At 65.1% G+C, this 19,088-nt stretch carries 21 protein-coding genes; all 21 read left to right on the top strand.

Going from position 1 to position 19,088, the window contains the following annotated elements:
* The first annotated feature begins 45 nt into the window (after nucleotides 1-45).
* Genes ACP694_RS09625 through ACP694_RS09525 form a run of 21 tightly spaced genes read left to right on the top strand, consistent with a single transcriptional unit; the run spans nucleotide 46 to nucleotide 19,078 of the window.
* Nucleotides 46-423, top strand: coding sequence for an NADH-quinone oxidoreductase subunit A (locus ACP694_RS09625; RefSeq protein ID WP_426011910.1), 378 nt, complete (start codon nucleotides 46-48; stop codon nucleotides 421-423).
* Nucleotides 393-998: a NuoB/complex I 20 kDa subunit family protein gene (locus tag ACP694_RS09620; protein ID WP_426011909.1), complete on the top strand. Its 606-nt coding sequence runs from the start codon at nucleotides 393-395 to the stop codon at nucleotides 996-998. Before ACP694_RS09625 ends, ACP694_RS09620 begins: the two co-directional genes overlap by 31 nt.
* Nucleotides 995-1,651, top strand: a complete 657-nt coding sequence (locus tag ACP694_RS09615; protein WP_426011908.1) for an NADH-quinone oxidoreductase subunit C — start codon at nucleotides 995-997, stop codon at nucleotides 1,649-1,651. Before ACP694_RS09620 ends, ACP694_RS09615 begins: the two co-directional genes overlap by 4 nt.
* A 2-nt stretch (nucleotides 1,652-1,653) precedes the next feature.
* The gene (locus ACP694_RS09610; protein ID WP_426012549.1) at nucleotides 1,654-2,055 is read left to right on the top strand and encodes a hypothetical protein; all 402 of its coding nucleotides are present in this window, start codon (nucleotides 1,654-1,656) and stop codon (nucleotides 2,053-2,055) included.
* Nucleotides 2,052-3,305: an NADH-quinone oxidoreductase subunit D gene (locus ACP694_RS09605; protein ID WP_426011907.1), complete on the top strand. Its 1,254-nt coding sequence runs from the start codon at nucleotides 2,052-2,054 to the stop codon at nucleotides 3,303-3,305. Before ACP694_RS09610 ends, ACP694_RS09605 begins: the two co-directional genes overlap by 4 nt.
* Nucleotides 3,302-3,634: a nuclear transport factor 2 family protein gene (locus tag ACP694_RS09600; protein WP_426011906.1), complete on the top strand. Its 333-nt coding sequence runs from the start codon at nucleotides 3,302-3,304 to the stop codon at nucleotides 3,632-3,634. The genes ACP694_RS09605 and ACP694_RS09600 overlap by 4 nt, the downstream gene beginning before the upstream one ends.
* A gap of 10 nt (nucleotides 3,635-3,644) precedes the next feature.
* The gene (gene nuoE, locus ACP694_RS09595; RefSeq protein ID WP_426011905.1) at nucleotides 3,645-4,328 is read left to right on the top strand and encodes an NADH-quinone oxidoreductase subunit NuoE; all 684 of its coding nucleotides are present in this window, start codon (nucleotides 3,645-3,647) and stop codon (nucleotides 4,326-4,328) included.
* The gene (locus tag ACP694_RS09590; protein WP_426011904.1) at nucleotides 4,328-4,597 is read left to right on the top strand and encodes a hypothetical protein; all 270 of its coding nucleotides are present in this window, start codon (nucleotides 4,328-4,330) and stop codon (nucleotides 4,595-4,597) included. The genes nuoE and ACP694_RS09590 overlap by 1 nt, the downstream gene beginning before the upstream one ends.
* A 3-nt stretch (nucleotides 4,598-4,600) precedes the next feature.
* Complete coding sequence (gene nuoF / locus ACP694_RS09585) at nucleotides 4,601-5,920, top strand: NADH-quinone oxidoreductase subunit NuoF (RefSeq protein ID WP_426011903.1); 1,320 nt, start codon at nucleotides 4,601-4,603, stop codon at nucleotides 5,918-5,920.
* A gap of 6 nt (nucleotides 5,921-5,926) precedes the next feature.
* Nucleotides 5,927-7,987 (top strand): NADH-quinone oxidoreductase subunit NuoG, encoded by a 2,061-nt coding sequence (nuoG, locus tag ACP694_RS09580; protein ID WP_426011902.1) that lies wholly within the window; start codon nucleotides 5,927-5,929, stop codon nucleotides 7,985-7,987.
* Nucleotides 7,988-7,991: 4 nt separating this feature from the next.
* On the top strand, nucleotides 7,992-9,065 hold the full coding sequence (gene nuoH, locus ACP694_RS09575; protein ID WP_426011901.1) for an NADH-quinone oxidoreductase subunit NuoH: 1,074 nt from the start codon (nucleotides 7,992-7,994) through the stop codon (nucleotides 9,063-9,065).
* Nucleotides 9,062-9,316 carry a hypothetical protein gene (locus ACP694_RS09570; protein ID WP_426011900.1) on the top strand — a complete coding sequence of 85 codons (255 nt, stop codon included), beginning with the start codon at nucleotides 9,062-9,064 and terminating at the stop codon, nucleotides 9,314-9,316. Before nuoH ends, ACP694_RS09570 begins: the two co-directional genes overlap by 4 nt.
* Nucleotides 9,316-9,807: an NADH-quinone oxidoreductase subunit NuoI gene (gene nuoI / locus ACP694_RS09565; protein WP_426012547.1), complete on the top strand. Its 492-nt coding sequence runs from the start codon at nucleotides 9,316-9,318 to the stop codon at nucleotides 9,805-9,807. The genes ACP694_RS09570 and nuoI overlap by 1 nt, the downstream gene beginning before the upstream one ends.
* 55 nt (nucleotides 9,808-9,862) lie before the next feature.
* Nucleotides 9,863-10,498, top strand: a complete 636-nt coding sequence (locus ACP694_RS09560) for an NADH-quinone oxidoreductase subunit J (RefSeq protein WP_426011899.1) — start codon at nucleotides 9,863-9,865, stop codon at nucleotides 10,496-10,498.
* Nucleotides 10,495-10,800: an NADH-quinone oxidoreductase subunit NuoK gene (nuoK, locus tag ACP694_RS09555; RefSeq protein ID WP_028037628.1), complete on the top strand. Its 306-nt coding sequence runs from the start codon at nucleotides 10,495-10,497 to the stop codon at nucleotides 10,798-10,800. Before ACP694_RS09560 ends, nuoK begins: the two co-directional genes overlap by 4 nt.
* Nucleotides 10,801-10,805: 5 nt before the next feature.
* Nucleotides 10,806-12,902, top strand: a complete 2,097-nt coding sequence (nuoL, locus tag ACP694_RS09550) for an NADH-quinone oxidoreductase subunit L (protein WP_426011898.1) — start codon at nucleotides 10,806-10,808, stop codon at nucleotides 12,900-12,902.
* A gap of 13 nt (nucleotides 12,903-12,915) precedes the next feature.
* Nucleotides 12,916-14,400, top strand: coding sequence for an NADH-quinone oxidoreductase subunit M (locus ACP694_RS09545; RefSeq protein ID WP_426011897.1), 1,485 nt, complete (start codon nucleotides 12,916-12,918; stop codon nucleotides 14,398-14,400).
* Nucleotides 14,401-14,408: 8 nt separating this feature from the next.
* Nucleotides 14,409-15,848, top strand: coding sequence for an NADH-quinone oxidoreductase subunit NuoN (gene nuoN, locus ACP694_RS09540; RefSeq protein ID WP_426011896.1), 1,440 nt, complete (start codon nucleotides 14,409-14,411; stop codon nucleotides 15,846-15,848).
* 1 nt (nucleotide 15,849) lies between these two features.
* A complete protein-coding gene (locus ACP694_RS09535; protein WP_426011895.1) occupies nucleotides 15,850-16,602 on the top strand; it encodes a biotin--[acetyl-CoA-carboxylase] ligase in 753 nt (250 codons plus the stop codon).
* A complete protein-coding gene (locus ACP694_RS09530) occupies nucleotides 16,599-17,387 on the top strand; it encodes a type III pantothenate kinase (protein WP_426012545.1) in 789 nt (262 codons plus the stop codon). Before ACP694_RS09535 ends, ACP694_RS09530 begins: the two co-directional genes overlap by 4 nt.
* Nucleotides 17,384-19,078, top strand: a complete 1,695-nt coding sequence (locus ACP694_RS09525; protein WP_426011894.1) for a ribonuclease J — start codon at nucleotides 17,384-17,386, stop codon at nucleotides 19,076-19,078. Before ACP694_RS09530 ends, ACP694_RS09525 begins: the two co-directional genes overlap by 4 nt.
* The last annotated feature ends 10 nt before the right edge of the window (nucleotides 19,079-19,088 follow it).

Below are 19,088 nucleotides of genomic sequence, written 5' to 3'. Positions count from 1 at the left end.
GGCGGCAGTGGGCTACAACCCGCTCGATTCAAGCCAAGGGCTGTCATGAACGCCTTCCTTCTCCAATATCTGCCGATCGTGATCTTCCTCGGGATTGCGGCGGTTATCGGCATCGCCTTTATCCTCGCCGCCGCGGTGCTTGCGCCTCGGGCGCCGGACCCTGAAAAGCTGTCCGCCTACGAATGCGGCTTCAACGCCTTCGACGATGCGCGCATGAAATTCGATGTGCGTTTCTACCTGGTCTCGATCCTGTTCATCATCTTCGACCTGGAAGTGGCCTTCCTGTTCCCGTGGGCGGTTTCGCTGATGAAGCTGCCGCACGACGTGGCGGCCTTCGCGTTCTGGTCGATGATGAGCTTCCTGGGCGTGCTGACCGTCGGCTTCATCTACGAATGGAAGAAGGGCGCCCTCGAATGGGAGTGATCGTTCCCGCCAACAGCTCGCCTCTCGTCCCTGCTGGCTCCGCCGGCCGGTCGACGGTCGAGGGCTATGACCCCAAGCTGCACGACCCCTATTTCGACGGTCTGTCGGGCCAGCTGGCCGACAAGGGCTTCGTCACGGCCGCCGCCGACGACCTGATCACCTGGGCCCGTACCGGCAGCCTGATGTGGATGACGTTCGGCTTGGCCTGCTGCGCCGTCGAGATGATGCACTCGGCCATGCCGCGCTATGACCTGGAGCGCTTTGGTTTCGCGCCCCGGGCCAGCCCGCGCCAGTCGGACGTGATGATCGTCGCCGGCACCCTGACCAACAAGATGGCTCCGGCCCTGCGCAAGGTCTATGACCAGATGCCCGAGCCGCGCTACGTCATCTCGATGGGCAGCTGCGCCAATGGCGGCGGCTACTACTATTACAGCTACAGCGTCGTGCGCGGCTGCGACCGGATCGTGCCGATCGACATCTATGTGCCGGGCTGCCCGCCCACCGCCGAGGCCCTGGTCTATGGCGTGCTGCAGCTGCAGAAGAAGATCCGTCGTACGGGGACGATCGAGCGATGACCGACGTTGTTCCTGCCGAGACCGTCGCTGCCGAAGCCGCTTTGTCGCCGCTCGAAGCCCTAGGCCAAATGATCGTCACCAATTCGGGCGGCGCGATCACCACCTTCCACGTGGCGTTCGGCGAGCTGAACCTTTTGGGCCCATCCAACCGGGTGGTGCAGGCGCTGACCTATCTGCGCGATCACGCGGACCTGCGCTTTCACCAGCTGGCGGACCTGTGCGGCGTCGACTACCCGGAGCGCGAGCGTCGGTTCGACGTCGTCTATCACCTGCTGTCGCTGATCAAGAACCACCGCGTCCGCTTCAAGGTCCAGACCGACGAGGACACCCCCGTTCCGTCCGCCACGCCAGTGTTCCCGGTGGCTGACTGGTTCGAGCGCGAGGCGTTCGACATGTACGGGATCTTCTTCGAGGGTCACCCCGACCTTCGCCGGATCCTGACCGACTACGGTTTCCACGGCCACCCGCTGCGGAAAGACTTCCCCATGACCGGTTATGTGGAAGTTCGTTACGACGACGAGCTCAAGCGCGTCGTCTATGAACCTGTGAAGATTACCGAGTTCCGTGCGTTCGATTTCCTCTCGCCTTGGGAGGGCGCCAAGTATGCCTTGCCCGGCGATGAGAAGGCTGAAAAGAGAGCAGGGGATGCTTGATCATGGGTTTACGTCGACCGACGTTTCGTTCCGCCACTGCGTTCTTTCTGGTCGCGTTCTCGACCGCCTTCCTGATGACGATCGGCATGAGGCTGACCGGCTGGTTCACCAAGGCGCCGGTGATCTCAGCCGAGCAGAACAAGATGCTGGGAGTGGCGATCATGATCTCGGTCATCACCCTGGCGATCGGCGCCAGCATCCGGCGAATGGAAGTGGCCGAGCTGCGCAGCGCGCTGCTCGGGGCGTCCTCCGTGCTGCTGGCCTTGCCCCTTTCGCAGGCGGCTATCAGCCAGTCGTGGAGCGTGGCCACCACGATCATCACGCTGCTTGGCGTGGTCCTGCTGATGGCCGGGCTGCTCGTCTCGCTCAGTATCGAACCGCGTAAGGAAGGCGAGACGCCATGACCGGCCAAACATCGCCCGCTGCGGCGACCGACTTCTTCCGTGATGAAGCGACGCTTCCGGCGACCATACCGGAAACGCCCGTTCGGAAGTTCAACATCAATTTTGGCCCGCAACACCCGGCCGCGCACGGCGTGCTGCGCCTGGTGCTGGAGCTGGACGGCGAGATCGTCGAGCGCGTCGATCCGCATATTGGCCTGCTTCATCGGGGCACCGAGAAGCTGATGGAGGCCCGCACCTACCTCCAGAACATCCCCTACTTCGACCGCCTCGACTATGTTTCGCCGATGAACCAGGAGCATGCCTTCTGCCTGGCCATCGAGAAGATGCTGGGCGTGGACGTACCCAAGCGCGGCAGCCTGATCCGCGTGCTGTACTGCGAAATCGGCCGGGTGCTGAACCATCTGCTGAACGTGACGACCCAGGCCATGGACGTCGGCGCCCTGACGCCGCCGCTCTGGGGCTTCGAAGAACGCGAAAAGCTGATGGTGTTCTATGAGCGCGCCTCGGGCTCGCGCCTGCACGCCAACTATTTCCGCCCCGGCGGCGTCCACCAGGACCTGACCCCCTCGCTGATCAACGACATCGAGACCTGGGCCAAGGCCTTCCCCAAGATCTGCGACGACATCGAAGGCCTGATTACCGACAACCGCATCTTCAAGCAGCGCAATGTCGACATCGGCGTGGTCACCAAGGAAGACGCGCTGGCCTGGGGCTTCTCGGGCGTGATGGTGCGCGGCTCGGGCATCGCCTGGGACCTGCGCCGCAACCAGCCCTATGAGGGCTATAGCGACTTCGAGTTCGACATCCCGCTGGGCAAGAACGGCGACTGCTACGATCGCTATCTGTGCCGGATGCAGGAGATGCGAGAGTCCACCAAGATCATCCTGCAGGCCATCGAAAAGCTGCGCGCAACGCCCGGCCCGGTGATGACCGAGGACAACAAGGTGGCGCCGCCACGTCGCGCCGAGATGAAGCGGTCGATGGAAGCCCTGATCCATCACTTCAAGCTCTACACCGAAGGCTTCCGCACACCGGAAGGCGAGGTCTATGCCTGCGTCGAAGCGCCCAAGGGCGAGTTCGGCGTGTTCCTAGTCAGCAACGGCACCAACAAGCCCTATCGCTGCAAGATCAAGGCGCCCGGTTTCTCGCACCTGGCGGCCATGGACTGGATGAACCGCGGCCACCAGCTGGCCGACGTCTCGGCGATCCTGGGGTCGCTCGACATCGTGTTCGGCGAGGTCGACCGTTGAGCCTGGAAGCAATCGTCCAGGCGCAGCTCGACGCCTATAACGCCCAGGATCTGGACGCGCACTGCGCCCACTTCGCCGATGACGTGGTGGTCGCCACGCTGAACGGAGAGGTGGCGCGCTCGGGCATCGAGGCCTATCGCGCTTTCTACGCCAAGACCTTCGCCGACTTCCCCGGCAACCAGGCCAAGCTTCTCAACCGCATCGTGGTGGGCGCGAACGTGATCGATCACGAACACGTCGACCGCGGCAACGGCGAGCCGCCCTTCCAGGTCGCCGCCATCTACACCTTCAAGGGCGGCAAGATCGCCCGCGTGGATTTCGCCCGATGATCGCCCCCCAATGAGTGTCCGTCGCCTCGCCAAGGAACAACCCGCCAGCTTCGCGTTCTCGATCGAGAGCCAGGTCAAGGCCGACTGGTGGATCGCCAAATATCCCGCCGAGCGCAAGCAGTCGGCGGTGATCCCGATGCTGTGGCTGGCGCAGAAGCAGGAGGGCTGGGTTTCCGAGCCCGCCATCCAGGAGATTTCCCGCCAGCTGACCATGCCGGTCATCCGCGTGCTGGAGGTCGCGACCTTCTACGTGATGTTCCAACTGCAGCCGGTCGGCAAGCTCGCTTTCGTTCAGCTGTGCGGCACCACGCCGTGCCAGCTGCGCGGCGCGCTGGATCTCAAGGCGGTGTTGAAGGCCAAGATCGGGCAAGCCAATGACGTCTCGGCCGATGGCAAGTTCAGCTGGGAAGAGGTCGAGTGCTTGGGCGCCTGCTGCAACGCGCCGATGGCCGCCATCAACGACTATTATTACGAAGACCTGACGCCGGAGAGCTTGGCCCAGATCCTCGACGACTTCGCCGCCGGCAAGTCGCCGCAGCCGGGCAGCTATGACGGCCGCAAGGCCTCGGAGCCCAAGGGCGCGATCCAGACCCTGATCGATCCTTCGCTGTACGACGGCTCGCTGGCCCAGAGGATCACGATCCCGAACCTGCCCTCGGCGGCCCCGGCCCCGGCGCCGGAGCCCGCCGCCTGATGATCGCCGCCGACCCCGTCCTCGTCCAGAAGCGCGTGGCCTATGTGAAGACCCTCCGGGGTCTTTATCGGGGCGAACGGGCCGTCGGGATGATGGCCAGCCTGATCGGCGTGCTGCTGCTGATCTGGGGTCGGCAGGTCGCCGGGGCGCCAGCCTGGGCCGTACCCACGGGTCTTGTGACGATTGGCGCCGCCTGGTTGCTTTTCGCCTATGTCATCTATCGTCGGACGCGCTATGTGCGCGCCCATCCATTCGATCCGCAAAGCTGAGTCATGGTCGGTATCCTCGAAGACAAGGATCGCATCTTCACCAACCTCTACGGGCTCCAGGATTGGGGTCTCGAGGGTGCGAAGGCGCGTGGCTGCTGGAATGGCACCAAGGATATCCTGGACGCGGGTCGCGACTGGATCATCGACAACATGAAGAACTCCGGCCTGCGCGGCCGGGGCGGGGCGGGCTTCGGCACCGGCCTGAAGTGGTCGTTCATGCCCAAGGAAGTGAAGGACGGTCGTCCGCACTATCTGGTCGTCAACGCCGACGAATCCGAGCCGGGCACCTGCAAGGACCGGGAGATCATGCGCCATGATCCCCACCTGCTGATCGAAGGCTGCCTGATCGCCTCGCGGGCCATGCTGGCCCACGCCTGCTACATCTATATTCGCGGCGAATATGTCCGCGAACGCGAAGTGCTCGAGGCCGCCATCAAGCAGGCCTATGACGCGCGGCTGGTGGGCAAGAACAATGTCCACGGCTGGGACTTCGACCTCTATGTCCATCACGGGGCCGGCGCCTATATCTGCGGCGAAGAGACGGCCTTGCTGGAAAGCCTGGAAGGCAAGAAGGGCCAGCCGCGCCTGAAGCCGCCGTTCCCGGCCGGCGCGGGCCTCTACGGCATGCCGACCACGGTCAACAATGTTGAGAGCATCGCCGTCGCGGGCACGATCCTGCGCCGCGGCGCCGGCTGGTTCGCCGGCTTTGGCCGTCCCAACAATGCGGGCACCAAGCTGTTCTGCGTCAGCGGCCACGTGAACAAGCCCTGCAACGTGGAAGAGGCGATGAGCATCCCCTTCCGCCAGCTGATGGAAGACCATTGCGGCGGCGTTCGCGGGGGCTGGGGCAACCTGAAGGCCGTGATCCCGGGCGGCTCGTCCGTGCCGATGATCCCGGCCGAGCAGTGCGAAGATCTGCCGATGGACTTCGACGCCCTGCGCAATCTGAAGTCAGGCCTGGGCACCGCCGCCGTGATCGTCATGGACAAGGACACCGACCTGGTCCGCGCCATCGCCCGCCTCAGCTACTTCTACAAGCACGAGAGCTGCGGCCAGTGCACGCCGTGCCGCGAAGGCACGGGCTGGATGTGGCGGGTCATGGAGCGCATGGCCACCGGCGAGGCTGATCCCAAAGAGATCGACACCCTGCTGGACGTCACGACCCAGGTCGAGGGTCACACGATCTGCGCTCTCGGGGACGCGGCCGCCTGGCCGATCCAGGGCCTGTTCCGTCACTTCCGCCACGAGGTCGAAGACCGGATCGCAACCTATCGCACCGGTCGCCTGCACGTGCAGGGCGCCAGCCTGATCGCGGCGGAGTAAACGATTATGGCTATCGCCAAGGTCAACGGCGTCGAGGTCGAGTTCGAACCCGGCATGACGGTTCTGCAGGTGGCGGAACTGGCTGGGGAAGAGATCCCGCGCTTCTGCTACCACGAGCGCCTGAGCATCGCCGGCAACTGCCGGATGTGCCTGGTCGAGGTGAAGCCCGGTCCGCCCAAGCCGCAGGCGTCGTGCGCGCTGCCGGCCGCCGAGGGCCAGGAGATCTTCACCAAGACCCCGATGGTCAAGAAGGCCCGCGAGGGGGTGATGGAGTTCCTGCTCATCAACCACCCGCTGGATTGCCCGATCTGCGACCAGGGCGGCGAGTGCGACCTGCAGGACCAGGCCATGGGCTATGGCCGCGACGACACCCGCTATCACGAGAACAAGCGGGCGGTCGAAGAGAAGGCCATGGGCCCGCTGATCAAGACGGCGATGACCCGCTGTATCCAGTGCACGCGCTGCGTCCGCTTCATCACCGAGGTGGCCGGCTCGCCGGAGATCGGCCTGATCTCGCGCGGCGAAGACGTTGAGATCACCACCTATCTGGGCGCGGCGGTGACGTCCGAGCTTAGCGCCAATGTCATCGACCTGTGCCCGGTCGGCGCCCTGACCTCCAAGCCCTACGCCTTCGAGGCGCGGCCCTGGGAGCTGAAGAAGACCGAGAGCGTCGACGTCATGGACGCCCTGGGCTCGGCTATCCGCGTCGACGCCCGTGGCAATGCCGTGCTCCGCGTGCTGCCGCGCGTCAACGAGGACGTCAACGAGGAGTGGATCTCCGACAAGACCCGCTACGCCGTCGACGGCCTGCAGCGCCAGCGTCTGGACCGTCCCTATGTCCGCGTCGCCGGCAAGCTGCAGCCCGCCAGCTGGGGCGAGGCGTTCGCCGCTGTGGCCGCGAAGATCAAGGCGACGTCGCCCGAACGCATCGGCGTGATCGCCGGCGACCTGCAGGACGCCGAGAGCCTGAAGGCGACCAAGGACCTGTTCACCGCCCTGGGCGTCAAGAACCTCGACGCCCGCCAGGACGGCCTGACCCTTGGCAATGGCCCGCGCGAGAGCTGGCTGTTCAATTCGACCATCGCCGGTATCGAGAACGCCGACGTCATCCTGCTGGTCGGCGCCAATCCCAAGGTCGAGGCGCCGGTGCTCAACACCCGCCTGCGCAAGCAGTGGATCGCCGGCAAGCTGCGCGTCGGCGTGATCGGCGAGCGCGGCGACCAGACCTATGACTACGACTACCTCGGCGCCGGCTCTCAGACCCTGTCGGGCCTGGCCGACAGCCAGTCCGACTTCGTCGCGGCCCTGAAGAACGCCCAACGCCCGGCGATCATCATCGGCCAAGGCGCCCTGACCCGCACCGACGGCGCCGCCGTGCTGAAGGCCGCCGCCGCTGTCGCCACGAGCTTCAACGTGGTGCGTGAAGGCTGGAATGGCTGGAACGTGCTGCACACCGCCGCCGCGCGTGTGGCCGGCCTGGACCTGGGTTTCGTGCCGGGCGAGGGTGGTCTGACCGCCGGCCAGATGCTCAAGCCGGGCGCGCTGGACGTTCTGTTCCTGCTGGGCGCCGACGAGTGCGAGACCGCCGCCTCGGACGCCTTCAAGATCTATCTGGGCACCCATGGCGACGCCGGCGCCCACAAGGCCGACGTCATCCTGCCAGGGGCCGCCTATACAGAGAAGAACGGCCTCTATGTGAACACCGAAGGCCGCGTCCAGATGGGCGAGCGGGCGGTGTTCCCCAAGGGCGAGGCCAAGGAAGACTGGTCGATCCTGCGGGCCCTGTCGGAGCATGTCGGGACAAAGTTGCCCTATGACAGCCTGGACCAACTGCGGACCAAGCTGTTCGCCGACCACCCGACCTTCGGCCAGATCGACTTCGCCCCGGGCTCGATCCCGACGGTGTTTGACCTGTCCGGCCTGGGCGGCGACGGCGCGCTTTCCGACGCGCCGTATGAAGGCTCGATCAAGGCCTTCCACCTGACCAATCCCATCGCGCGCGCCAGCGTGACCATGGCCGAATGTGCGGCCGTGGCCTCCGGCGCCGCCAAGATCGCGGCGGAGTAAGCCGGTGAGTGCTTTCTTCTCCAATCCGGCCGTGACCTGGACCCTGCTGACCACCGGCGGGATCCTGCTGGTGGTGGTCTGGGTCCTGCTGAGCCTGGCCTTCCTGCTGCTGGCCGACCGCAAGATCTGGGCCGGCGTGCAGATGCGCAAGGGTCCCAACGTGGTCGGCCCCTTCGGCCTGCTGCAGTCCTTCGCCGACTTCGGCAAGTTCGTGCTGAAGGAAATCATCATCCCGGCCGGCGCCGACAAGGTCATCTTCCTGCTGGCCCCGCTGCTGAGCCTGGTCCTGGCCTTTGTGGGCTGGGCCGTCATCCCGTTCGCGCCGGGTTGGGTGGTTTCCAACCTCAATGTCGGCATCCTGTACCTGCTGGCGATGAGCTCGCTGGGCGTCTACGGCATCATCATGGGCGGCTGGGCTTCGAACTCGAAGTACCCGTTCCTGGGCGCCCTGCGCTCGGCGGCGCAGATGGTGTCGTACGAAGTGTCGATCGGCCTGATCATCATCACGGTGATCCTGCTGGCCGGCACCATGAACCTCAGCTCCATCGTCGACCAACAGGCTGGCTGGATCTGGAACTGGAACGTGTTTGGTGGCCACGGCCTGAAGAACATCATCCTGGCCCCGGTGATGATCATCGCCATGGGCATGTTCTTCATCTCGGCCCTGGCCGAGACCAACCGCCCTCCGTTTGACCTTCCGGAAGCCGAATCCGAGCTCGTGGCCGGCTACCAGGTGGAATACAGCTCGACCCCGTACCTGCTTTTCATGGTCGCCGAATATTCCAACATCGTGCTGATGTGCGCGATGATCAGCGTGCTGTTCTTCGGCGGCTGGAACCCGGGCTTCCCCATTGGCTTTACAGCCGGCTGGCCGCCGTTCCTGGTCAATTTCCTGCTGGCTCTGGTGTTCTATTTCAAGATCGTCGTGGCTTTCTTCTTCATCGCCATGGCCAAGGCTATCGTGCCTCGCTACCGCTATGACCAACTGATGCGCCTGGGCTGGAAAGTGTTCCTGCCGATGTCGCTGGTGCTGGTGATGCTGGTCAGCGCCTGGCGCGTGTTCGGGCTGCAGACGTGATCGCCAAATCCGCCCTTCTGGTCCTCATCGGTCTTGGCTTCACCGTGGCGAGCTGCGCGACCGATGACGTGGCCTCGGCCAAGACGTCGTACTCGCTGGGCCGCGGCGTGGTCAGCTATGACCAGCTGCGCCGCGACAGCGCGCAATGCGTCGCCGATGGCGGAAAGATTGAATCCAAGCAGGACGGGGGCGACCCCACCCAGCTTTCGAACTACACCTGTGTGATTTCAAAGGGTAAGCAGCGTCCATGATGATGCAACGCATTTCCCAGGCCGTGAAAGGCGTGGCGCTGCTCGACTTCGCGGGCGCCTTCGGCCTGGCCATGAAGTACATGATCGCCCCGAAGAAAACGGTGATCTATCCGAACGAACGCGGCCCGCAGTCGCCCCGGTTCCGCGGCGAGCACGCCCTGCGTCGCTATCCGTCGGGCGAAGAGCGATGCATCGCCTGCAAGCTTTGCGAAGCCGTCTGTCCCGCCCAGGCCATCACCATCGAGGCCGAACCGCGCGACGACGGCAGCCGCCGCACGACCCGCTACGACATCGACATGGTCAAGTGCATCTATTGCGGCCTGTGCCAGGAGGCCTGCCCGGTGGACGCCATCGTCGAAGGGCCGAACCTGGAGTTCGCCGTCGAGACGCGCGAAGAGCTCTACTACGACAAGGAAAAGCTGCTCGACAACGGCGATCGTTGGGAACGGTTGATCGCAAAGAATCTGGAGTTGGACGCGCCCTACCGTTAAAGGACGGGCGCGATTCCGAAGGTAGGCGGCGGGCCATCCGGCACGGCGTTGGTTTATGGTTTTAACGGGAGCACCTGCCTTGCAGGCGATAGCTTTCTATCTGCTGGCGTTCGCGACGATAGCGGCGGGTCTTCTCGTCGTCTCGGCCAAGAATCCCGTGCACTCGGTGCTCTTCCTGATCACCGCCTTTTTCTCGGCCGCCGGCCTCTTCGTCCTGCTGGGCGCGGAGTTTTTGGCGATGCTGCTGATCGTCGTCTATGTGGGCGCGGTCGCGGTGCTGTTCCTGTTCGTCGTGATGATGCTCGACGTCGACTTTACCGCCTTGCGACAGGGCTTCGCCCAGTACCTGCCGATCGGCGGCATCGTGGCGGGCTTCCTGACGCTGGAGATGATCTTCGTCGCCGCGACCGTGGCCAGCCATGGCGCGGCCGGCAAGAACGCCACCCCGATGGCCTCGGCCCCGGGCATTCCGAACACCGAGATGATCGGCCGGGTGCTCTACACCGACTACATCTTCTTCTTTCAATTGGCGGGCCTGGTGCTGCTGGTCGCCATGATCGGCGCCATCGTCCTGACCCTGCGCCACAAGCCGGGCGTCAAGCGCCAGGACATCGGCAAGCAAATCGCTCGTACGCCCAAGACCGGGATGGAAATCGTGCAGATCAAGCCCGGCGAGGGGATCAGCGAATGATCGGCCTGTCTCATTATCTCGTCGTCGCCGCGATTCTGTTCACGATCGGCGTCTTCGGGATCTTCGTGAACCGCAAGAACATCATCGTCATCCTGATGTCGATCGAGCTGATCCTGCTGGCGGTGAACATCAACCTGGTGGCCTTCTCGGTCTATCTGCACGACGTGACGGGGCAGATCTTCGCCATGTTCGTGCTGACCGTCGCGGCGGCCGAGGCCGCCGTCGGCCTGGCCATCCTGGTCACCTTCTTCCGTAACCGCGGCGACATCGCGGTCGACGACGCCAGCGTGATGAAGGGCTGATCGCAGTGCAGACTCTCGTCACCCTCATCGTCTTCGCGCCGCTGCTCGCCGCGATCATCGCCGGCCTGTTCGGTCGCCGCATCGGCGACATCGTCTCGCAAGCTATCACCACGGGCGGCTTGCTGCTGGCCTGCGCCCTGAGCTGGTACGTGTTCAGCCAGTGGACCTGGGGACACATGGAGGCCTTCACGGTCGACCTGCTTCCCTTCATCCACGTGGGCGACTTCGTCTCCAACTGGTCGATCCGCATCGACGCCCTGTCGTGCGTGATGCTGATCGTGGTCACCACGGTCTCGGCCCTGGTGCACATCTACAGCTGGGGCTACATGGCCGAGGACCCGGACAAGCCGCGGTTCTTCGCCTATCTGTCGCTGTTCACCTTCGCGATGCTGGCGCTCGTCACCGCCGCCGACTTCATGCAGCTGTTCTTCGGCTGGGAAGGGGTGGGCCTGGCCTCGTACCTGCTGATCGGCTTCTGGTACAAGAAGCCGACCGCCAGCGCCGCCGCCATCAAGGCCTTCGTCGTCAACCGGGTGGGGGACTTCGGTTTTGCGCTAGGCATCATGACCACCTTCTGGGCCTATGGCACGATCCAGTTCCACGAACTGTTCCCGATGATCGCCGCCAGCGCCTCGCGTAGCTGGGAGTTCGCGGGCCACAGCTTCCCGCTCGTCGATATCGCCTGCTTCCTGCTGTTCATCGGCGCGATGGGCAAGTCGGCGCAGTTCTTCCTGCACACCTGGCTGCCGGACGCCATGGAAGGCCCGACCCCGGTCTCGGCCCTGATCCACGCGGCGACCATGGTCACCGCCGGCGTCTACATGCTGTGCCTGCTGTCGCCGATGTTCGAATATGCCCCGATCACCAAGAACATCATCACGGTGATCGGTGCGATCACCGCCCTGTTCGCGGCCACGGTCGGCCTGACTCAGAACGACATCAAGCGGGTTATCGCCTATTCGACCTGTTCTCAACTGGGCTACATGTTCTTCGCGGCCGGCGTCGGCGCCTATCAGGCGGCGATGTTCCACCTGTTCACCCACGCCTTCTTCAAGGCGCTGCTATTCCTGGGCGCCGGTTCGGTGATCCACGGCATGCACCACGAGCAGGATATGCGAAAGTACGGCGCCCTGGCCAAGCTGCTGCCCGTGACCTTCATCGCCATGACCATCGGCACGATCGCCATCACCGGCCTGGGCTTCCCGCCGCTGGAACTGGGCTTTGCCGGCTTCTACTCCAAGGACACCATCATCGAGGCGGCCTTCGCGGCCGGCCGCGCCAATCCGACGGCGCTGTTTGCCTGGGTGATCGGCGTGCTGGTGGCGGGGTTGACCTCATTCTACTCCTGGCGTCTGGCCTTCTTCACCTTCAACGGCAAAGCCCGTTGGGGTCATGACGACCATCACGTGCGCGACGCCCAGGCGGACCATGCGCACGGCGACGGCGTGCACGACGAGACCCATGACGAGCCCCTGGCCGACGATGCTCATGGCGTCCATGGGCATGACGAGCACGGCCACGGCCATGATCACAAGCCGCACGAGAGCCCCTGGGTGATGCTGGTCCCGCTGATCGTCCTGTCGATCGGCGCGGTGTTCGCCGGCTTCGTGTTCGTCGACTACTTCGTCGGTCACGACCAAGTCGAGTTCTGGCGCGGCGCGATTTACAACGCCCCGACCAACCACGTTCTGCACGAAGCCCACGAAGTGCCTGAACTGGTGAAGTACAGCCCGCTGATCGCCTCGATCCTCGGCCTGGCCATCGCCGTCTGGGTCTATCTGATCAAGGGTAATGAGCGGCTGGGCGCTGCGCTCGCGGCCCGCAACGGCCCGCTCTACGTGTTCTTCTACAACAAGTGGTTCTTCGACGAGCTGTATCAGGCCACCTTCGTGCGCCTGACCAAATTCCTCGGCGACTTGTTCTGGAAGGGCGGCGACCAAAAGCTGATCGACGGTTTCGGACCAGACGGCGTCAGCGCCGCCTCTTATGCGATCGGCCGGCGCACCGGCAGGCTGCAGAGCGGCTACCTCTATCACTACGCCTTCGTCATGCTGATCGGTGTCGCCGGATTGCTCCTCTTCGCTCTCGTCAAGTTCCGCTAGGGAGGACTGATCCATGACCGGCCTTCTTAGCCTCACCACCTTCGCCCCGCTCGTCGGCGTCGCCGTCTTGCTGGCGGTCCGAGCCCGGCAGGGCGACAACGCCAAGACCGACAACCTGGCCAAGTGGATCGCCCTGGCGACCACCTTGGTCACCCTGGCCCTGTCCGTTGTGCTGGTCGCCCAGTTCGACGCCAAGAACCCCGGCTTCCAGTTCGTGGAAGACGCGGCCTGGTTCGCCGGCCTGCACTATCGGATGGGCGTGGACGGGATCTCGATCCTTTTCGTGCTGTTGACCGCGTTCCTGCTGCCGATCTGCGTGATCGCCAGCTGGAAGTCGATCGACAAGCGGCTCGTGGAATACATGATCTGCTTCCTGGTTCTGGAAACCTTGGTGATCGGCGTGTTCTGCGCCCTGGACCTGATCCTGTTCTACCTCTTCTTCGAGGGCGGCCTGGTTCCGATGTTCCTGATCATCGGCATCTGGGGCGGCAAGCGCCGGGTCTATGCGGCCTACAAGTTCTTCCTCTACACCCTGCTCGGCTCGGTGCTGATGCTGGCGGCGATCCTGTCGATGATCGCCATCGCCCACACATCGTCGATCCCGGAGCTGATGCACTACAGGTTCGCCCCGTGGCTGCAGACCTGGCTGTGGCTGGCCTTCTTCGCCAGTTTCGCGGTCAAGATGCCGATGTGGCCGGTCCACACCTGGCTGCCCGACGCCCACGTCGAGGCGCCGACGGCGGGTTCGGTGATCCTGGCGGGCATCCTGCTGAAGATGGGCGGCTACGGCTTCCTGCGCTTCAGCCTGCCGATGTTCCCCCACGCCTCGCAGCTGTTCCAGCCGCTGGTGTTCGCCCTGTCGGCGATCGCCATCGTCTACACCTCGCTAGTCGCCTTCCGTCAGACCGACATCAAGAAGCTGATCGCCTATTCGTCGGTCGCCCACATGGGCTTCGTGACCATGGGCATTTTCTCGGGCAATGTGCAGGGCGAGCAGGGCGCGATCTTCCAGATGCTGAGCCACGGCCTGATCTCGGGCGCGCTCTTCCTCTGCGTCGGCGTGGTCTATGACCGTATGCACACCCGCGAGATCGCCTTTTATGGCGGACTGACCAACCGCATGCCTTGGTACGCCGCGACCTTCATGCTGTTCACCATGGGCAATGTCGGCCTGCCGGGCACCTCGGGCTTCGTCGGCGAAATCCTCACGATGACCGGCACGTACCAAGCCTCGACCTGGACGGCTCTGGTGGCCACCATGGGCGTGATCCTGTCGGCGGTCTATGCGCTGAACCTCTATCGGCGCGTGATGTTCGGCGACATCGTCAATCCGGACCTGAAGACCATCACCGACCTCGACAAGCGCGAGATCCTGATCTTCGCCCCGCTGATCATCGGCACCCTGGTGCTCGGCATTTATCCCAATCTCATCTTCAACCTGACCGCGTCGTCCGTCGACGGGCTCGTCGGCGCCTGGCGCGCCGCCGTGGGCGGGTGAGGGACATCATGACGTTCGCCGACAACTTCTCGCTGGTTCTTCCCGAAGTCATCCTCGGGGTCTCGGCCCTGGTGCTGCTGGTCTGGGGCGCGTTCCAGGGCAAGACCACGCCGCTGTTCACCAGCGCGGCCGTCCTGGCCCTGCTGGCCGCCGCCGTGGCCTCCGTTGTCGGGCCGCATGGTCACGCCTTCAACGGCGTCTATGCCGCCGACGCCGGGGCCACTTACGCCAAGGTCGCCATCTATCTGTTCAGCGCCATCTCCATCGTGCTGGGCGACCGCTGGCTGGCCGTGCGCGGCGACCAGAAGTTCGAATATGCCGTGCTGATCATTCTGGCCGCCGTGGGCATGGGAGTCACCGCCTCGGCCGGCGACCTGATCAGCCTCTATATCGGCGTCGAGCTGCAATCCCTGGCGCTCTACGTGCTGGCGGCCTTCCGCCGCGACGACGCCAAGTCGTCGGAAGCGGGCCTGAAATATTTCGTGCTCGGCGCCCTGTCGTCGGGTCTGCTGCTGTACGGCGCTTCGCTCATTTACGGTTTCGCGGGTTCCACCCGCTTCGCCGACATCGCCGCCGTATCGCAGCATGGCGAGGGCGTGGGCCTGCTGTTTGGCCTGGTGTTCCTGATCTGCGGCCTGGCCTTCAAGGTCTCGGCCGCGCCGTTCCACATGTGGACGCCCGACGTCTATGAGGGCGCCCCCACCCCGGTGGTCGGCTTCTTCGCCGCCGCGCCCAAGCTGGCGGCGATGATGATGTTCGCCCGCGTGCTGGGAGACGCCTTCCCGGACTCGGTGGCCCAATGGCGCCAGATCCTGGTGATCGCCGCCCTGGCCTCGGTCTTCGTCGGCGCCTTTGCCGGCCTGGCCCAGAACAACCTCAAGCGCCTGTGGGCCTATAGCTCGATCGCCAATGTCGGCTACGCCCTGCTGGGCGTGGCGACCGGCGGCGAGACCGGCTTGCAGTCGATGCTGATGTTCATGACCCTCTACATGGTCGATGTCACCGGCTTCTTCGCCTGCCTCCAGGCCCTGTCGCGTGACGGCAAGCCGATGGAGACCATCGAGGACATGGCCGGCCTGGTGAAGGAACGTCCGGGCATCGCCCTGGCCATGACCGCCTTCTCGCTGTCCGCCCTGGGTCTGCCGCCGTTCTCGGGCTTCTGGGCCAAGTTCTACGTGTTCAAGGCCGCGATGGGCTCGGGCGACGTGCTGCTGCAATGGGCGGCGGTGTTGGGCCTGGTCGGCAGCGTGGTCGCGGCCTTCTACTATCTGCGCCTGATCAAGACGATGTGGTTTGACGCTCCCGTGGGCGCGGTTGACAAGCCGCAACCGACCGCCCGCGCGATCGGCTTCGCCGCGGCGCTGTTCTCGTTCCCGGTCGTGCTGGTGGCGCTGATCTGGCTGGACCCCGCCGCCAGGGCCGCCGCGGCGGCCTTTGGCCACGCGTGACGTGACGGGCGCTCTTTCGCCCGCGCCCGTCGTTGTTCTGGACGAGATCGACTCGACCAATGCCGAGGCCCGACGCCGCGCGGAAGCGGGGGAGGCGGGTCCTGTATGGCTGCTCGGCCTGCGCCAGAGCGCCGGTCGTGGCCGGCGAGGGCGCGCCTGGGAGACCGGCGAGGGGAACCTCGCCGCTACCTTGCTGTTCTCGACCGACAAGCCGCCGGCTGAAGCCGCCCAGGTCTCGTTCGTCGCCGCCTTGGCCGTGGCCGACCTGCTGGCCGCTTACGTTCCAGCCAGCCTGGTCAGCCTCAAATGGCCCAATGATCCGTTGTTAGCGGGTCTGAAGGTCAGCGGCATCCTGGTAGAGTCCGGGGCGCGCCCTGCGGGCGGGCTGTGGATTGCGGTCGGCGTCGGTGTGAATCTCGCCTGCGGCCCTGTGGAGAGCGAGCGTCCCGCCACCGCCTTGCCGGCCCACATGCTCGCGCCCCCGCCCAAGCCGACCGAGGCGATCGAGGTTCTCGCGGCGGCCTTCGCGCGTTGGAATGACGTCTGGCAGCGCCTGGGCTTCCCAGCCATCGCCGACGCCTGGACCGCCCGGGCCCATGGCCTGGGCGAGCCCTGCGTCGCCCGCCTGGGGGCCGAGACCCTGGAGGGCGTCGCCGAAGGCCTGGACGGCGACGGCGCCCTGCGGCTTCGTCTGGCCGATGGCCATCTGCGGCGGATCACCGCCGGCGACGTCTTTTTCGGAGGGGCTGCCTGATGCTGCTGGCCATCGAACAGGGCAACACCAACACCATGTTCGCCATCCATGATGGGGCCGAATGGATCGCCCAGTGGCGCGCCGCCACCGAGAGCACGCGCACGGCGGACGAATATGTTGTATGGCTGTCTCAGTTGCTGTCGATGCAGGGCCTGGGCTTCCGAGCCATCGACGCCTGCATCATCTCCAGCGTGGTGCCGCAGTCGATCTTCAATCTGCGCAACCTCTGCCGCCGCTATTTCAACGTCGAGCCCCTGGTGATCGGCGAGAACGCCGTGCTGGGCGTCGATGTGCGGATCGACAAACCGTCCGAGGCCGGCGCCGACCGCTTGGTCAACGCAGTAGGGGCGCACATGGTCTATCCGGGCCCGCTGATCGTCATCGACAGCGGCACCGCCACCACCTTTGACATCGTCGCCGCCGACGGCGCGTTCGAGGGCGGCATCATCGCCCCCGGCATCAATCTTTCCATGCAAGCCCTTCACGAGGCCGCCGCCAAGCTGCCGCGCATCGCCATCCAGCGTCCCGCCAAGAACCGCATTGTCGGCACGGACACGGTCAGCGCCATGCAATCGGGCGTATTCTGGGGCTATATCTCGTTGATCGAGGGCCTGGTCGCCCGGATCAAGGCCGAACGGGCCGAACTCATGACCGTGGTCGCCACCGGCGGCGTCGCCTCGCTGTTCGAGGGCGCCACCGACACCATCGACCACTTCGATTCAGATCTGACCATCCGTGGTCTCCTCGAAATTCATCGTCGCAACACCCATCTAGAGACTCCATGACCAAATATACCGACCAGCCTTCCCCCCAAGACGAACTCGTCTTCCTGCCGCTCGGCGGCTCGAACGAGATCGGCATGAACTTTAACCTGTACGGATACGGCCCCGCCGATAACCGCAAATGGATCGTCCTCGACCTGGGCGTGACCTTCGGCGATCAGACGACGCCCGGCGTCGAAATCATCCTGCCCGATCCCGAATTCATCGAGGCCTACAAGGACGACATCATCGCGATCGTCCTGACCCACGCCCATGAAGACCACCTGGGCGCGGTGCACTGGCTGTGGCCGCGCCTCAAGGCGCCGGTCTACGCCACGCCCTTCACCGCCTTCCTGCTGCGCGAGAAGCTGCGCGACGCCGGCCTGCTCGGCCAGGTGCCGATCACCGAAATCCCGTTGGGCGGCAGCTTCGACCTGGGTCCATTCCATCTGGAAATGATCACCCTGACCCACTCGATCCCCGAGCCAAACGGCGTGGCGATCAAGACCCCGCTGGGCACGATCCTGCACACCGGCGACTGGAAGATCGACGCCAACCCGCAGCTGGGCGAAGCCACCGACGTCGAGTCCCTGCGCCGCCTCGGCGACGAGGGCGTGCTGGCCATGGTCTGCGATAGCACCAATGTGTTCGTCGACGGCGTGGCCGGTTCCGAAGCCGACGTCCGCGTGGCGATGAACAAGCTGATCAAGGGCCTGACCGGCAAGGTCGCCGTCGCCTGTTTCGCCTCGAACGTGGCGCGTATGGACACCGTGATCCGCGCCGCCCAGGCCGCCGGCCGTAAGGTCTGCCTGGCTGGCCGCTCGATGCACCGCATGGCTGCGGCGGCCCGTCACGTCGGCCTGCTGGAGGGCCTGGAGCCGTTCATCACCGACGACCAGGCCAAGTACCTGCCCGACAACGAAGTGCTGTTCCTGTGCACCGGCAGCCAGGGCGAGGCGCGCGCCGCGCTCGCGCGGATCGCCGAGGGCACCCATCCGCACGTCAAGCTTTCGCAGGGCGACCACGTGGTGTTCAGCTCGCGGGTCATCCCCGGCAACGAGATTCCGATCCGCAACCTGCAGAACAAGCTGGCCGATCGCGGCGTGCGCCTGCACACCGAACGCGACACGCCCGGCATCCATGTCAGCGGCCACCCGTGTCGCGACGAGCTAAAGCAGATGTACGAATGGGTCCGGCCGACCATCGCCGTGCCGACCCACGGCGAGCGCCGCCACCTGATCGAGCACGCCGCCTTCGCCAAGGACCTGCAAGTGCCGCACGCCGTCAGCCCGCGCAACGGCGACATGGTGCTGCTGGCCCCCGGTCATCCCAAGATCATCGACGAGGTGCCGTCGGGTCGACTTTACGTCGATGGCGGCGTGGTGACGCCGGAGAACGGCGACGCCCTGCGCGAGCGCCGTCACGCGGCGTTCAACGGCATGCTGGCCGTCTCGGTCGTGCTGGACGGCAAGAGCCGCATCGTCTCGGGTCCGCAGGTTCGCGGCCTGGGCCTGGCCGGTGACGCCGAATATCCGCTGGACGACGCGCTCGATGATCTGGCGGAAGAGGCCGAAACCGCCTTCAAGCGCCTGAAGGACGACCTGCGCGAAATTGACGAGGCCATCGAGAGCGCCATCTCGCGGGCCGTCAAGAAGGCCGCTTTCCGCATCTGGGAACGCAAACCCGTGGTCGAGACCACGGTCCTCCGCATCTAGTGACCACGCG

Source organism: Caulobacter sp. DWR2-3-1b2 (assembly GCF_049896345.1).
GTDB lineage: Bacteria > Pseudomonadota > Alphaproteobacteria > Caulobacterales > Caulobacteraceae > Caulobacter.
The sequence above is the reverse complement of the archived record's forward strand: the minus strand, read 5'-3'. Positions and strand labels throughout refer to the sequence as shown.

What these genes read in the sequence shown, in the direction of transcription:
- nuoK (WP_028037628.1), top strand. Translation starts at nt 10,495, where the DNA reads ATGATCGGCCTGTCTCATTATCTCGTCGTCGCCGCGATTCTGTTCACG.
- ACP694_RS09590 (WP_426011904.1), top strand. Translation starts at nt 4,328, where the DNA reads ATGATCGCCGCCGACCCCGTCCTCGTCCAGAAGCGCGTGGCCTATGTG.
- ACP694_RS09560 (WP_426011899.1), top strand. Translation starts at nt 9,863, where the DNA reads ATGGTTTTAACGGGAGCACCTGCCTTGCAGGCGATAGCTTTCTATCTG.
- nuoF (WP_426011903.1), top strand. Translation starts at nt 4,601, where the DNA reads ATGGTCGGTATCCTCGAAGACAAGGATCGCATCTTCACCAACCTCTAC.
- ACP694_RS09615 (WP_426011908.1), top strand. Translation starts at nt 995, where the DNA reads ATGACCGACGTTGTTCCTGCCGAGACCGTCGCTGCCGAAGCCGCTTTG.
- ACP694_RS09625 (WP_426011910.1), top strand. Translation starts at nt 46, where the DNA reads ATGAACGCCTTCCTTCTCCAATATCTGCCGATCGTGATCTTCCTCGGG.
- ACP694_RS09545 (WP_426011897.1), top strand. Translation starts at nt 12,916, where the DNA reads ATGACCGGCCTTCTTAGCCTCACCACCTTCGCCCCGCTCGTCGGCGTC.
- nuoN (WP_426011896.1), top strand. Translation starts at nt 14,409, where the DNA reads ATGACGTTCGCCGACAACTTCTCGCTGGTTCTTCCCGAAGTCATCCTC.
- ACP694_RS09525 (WP_426011894.1), top strand. Translation starts at nt 17,384, where the DNA reads ATGACCAAATATACCGACCAGCCTTCCCCCCAAGACGAACTCGTCTTC.
- nuoE (WP_426011905.1), top strand. Translation starts at nt 3,645, where the DNA reads ATGAGTGTCCGTCGCCTCGCCAAGGAACAACCCGCCAGCTTCGCGTTC.
- nuoI (WP_426012547.1), top strand. Translation starts at nt 9,316, where the DNA reads ATGATGCAACGCATTTCCCAGGCCGTGAAAGGCGTGGCGCTGCTCGAC.
- nuoG (WP_426011902.1), top strand. Translation starts at nt 5,927, where the DNA reads ATGGCTATCGCCAAGGTCAACGGCGTCGAGGTCGAGTTCGAACCCGGC.
- ACP694_RS09605 (WP_426011907.1), top strand. Translation starts at nt 2,052, where the DNA reads ATGACCGGCCAAACATCGCCCGCTGCGGCGACCGACTTCTTCCGTGAT.
- ACP694_RS09610 (WP_426012549.1), top strand. Translation starts at nt 1,654, where the DNA reads ATGGGTTTACGTCGACCGACGTTTCGTTCCGCCACTGCGTTCTTTCTG.
- ACP694_RS09620 (WP_426011909.1), top strand. Translation starts at nt 393, where the DNA reads ATGGAAGAAGGGCGCCCTCGAATGGGAGTGATCGTTCCCGCCAACAGC.